The sequence below is a fragment of the Candidatus Protochlamydia sp. W-9 genome, from assembly GCF_001950615.1.
GTDB lineage: Bacteria > Chlamydiota > Chlamydiia > Chlamydiales > Parachlamydiaceae > Protochlamydia > Protochlamydia amoebophila.
In genome coordinates this window covers 1-1,797 of the sequence record NZ_BCPZ01000271.1, presented here as the reverse complement: position 1 = coordinate 1,797, position 1,797 = coordinate 1, and the positions used below count along the sequence as shown (strand labels likewise).

The window sequence follows — 1,797 nt, the reverse complement described above, 5'->3', positions numbered from 1 at the left end:
GAGCGCAACGGTTTAAATAAAGCGTTTTGAGATTAGGAGAGCACTTTTCGATTTCCAGAATGGCCTCTTCTTTAATAAATGAACAACCGCTTACATTTAAATAGTCGAGTTCAACATGCAAAAAAGGTTTTAACGTAATGTGATCTAAAACAACGCAGTTCATTAAAGTGACTTTTCGAGGTCGAAGACCTTTATTTTTCATTAAAAAGATTAAGGCATGTAACACGAGGCGTTGCCGCTCTCGATCAAATCTTTCTCCTTTGACCATGTGCTTAAAATCTGCTTCAATCCATTCTCCTTCTTTGTTTGTCCCAAACGCCACATTTGAGGTGCACCGGTTTAGGGTAAACGCAAAAAGCTCACTTTGAGCTTTTTCAGGAGAGTATTCTTCACGCTGTTGAATTTCTTCAAACGTCGGAGGCTTGCCAAAGCTGGCTGCGTCGGCTTGGGTGGAAGTGAGAGAAATGTCTACTTGGCGGTCGATCGCTTGTTGTAGCCTTTGTTTGGGATCTAAACTGCTTGCAGCAGCTTGCTTATATTTAAAATAAACCCAGCGATCTAGGGTTTGCTTGTGACTCTCCCGTAAGTTGACGAGATAGGGTAAAAGATTGATAGGGGCAAGTCTTTTTTTATCTTTTAAAGCTTGGCGCAAACAGTCTTGCAGATGGTAAAATTGCACGAGTAAATTCATCACCGTGCCGCTACGTAAAAGGAGCGTTCCTTTAAAGCGATCTTCTGGGTTTTCTTCATATAACTGTTCTTCTTCTTTAGAATTAAAAAGTTGAAGTTCGCGATAAGCGGCATCTTTTTGGATTAAGTCTTCAAGCCAATTATTGAGGATAAGGTTAGGCTCTAAACGAAGAAAAGCCTCTAACACTTCAGAATCTAGATGGTACTTAGCATCTAGGCAAAAAAGAGCGGAAGAAAACTGCACTTTATGTCCGAAATAATAGCGGATGACAGCTTCGACAAAAGAAATATCATTATCGACGCAGAAAATGCGCCGCGTCCCCTCTTCAACGACGTAGTTGGGGAACCTACCATCTCCTGGACGGGTCAATAAGGCACATAGGCAAGCCCAAGTCAGTTGCTTGACATCTAGATTTTCTGCGTTTTCTAACGTTTGCCCTTGAATGGTTTTGGAAATTAAGACAGGATAGACCCGTTTTTTTCCTTTTACTTCAATTTCAAAGCGGGCTAGTTCAGTCGGAGGGCTTAAGTGCCCCGCAATGCGTGCCGTCAGCGCATGAATGGCATATTCCAGCAGCGGATGCGTTGGTTTTTGTTTAAAATGTAGATGGTAGCCACCATAGGAGGCACTTGCCACGGGGTGAGCGCTATTTTTGTATTGACGTTTGAGATTCCCCGTTACTTCTAAAATTTGTTTGCACACGGCCTGGTTGAGATACCGAGCATCGGGCACTGCCGGGCAGCGAATTTTCACTTGGAAGAGATCGTCTGGATCCGGCTGGTCGATTGTCATCGCGCGAATTGCTTGTTGAAATTGTTCTTCTTCTAAACGCTGGCTTTGTCTAACTCCGCTTGGGTTAGAGATAGAGGCAAGATGAGCGCTTAACGCAGCCAAATTTTCCTCCGCGGGATAGCTATCTAAGACTTTAAGATAGTTTTCTCGTAGAGGTTCCGTGAAAGTCATCAGGGAGAGTCTTTGGTAGTAAGCTTCATGCCAATGCCAAGCCTGATCCGGATCAAGCGCATCAGCTCGTTGTCTGGAAACGAGATGATGCACGAAATGAGCGATCCAGGGCTTGAGATTTTCTATTGTATCAGGGTGCAGCT

Annotated in this window: 1 pseudogene; it reads right to left on the bottom strand. The window is 43.8% G+C overall.

The annotated features are described in order from the left end of the window. Nucleotides 1–1,797 (bottom strand): annotated as a pseudogene (locus BU804_RS08060) (hypothetical protein); the annotation flags it as partial.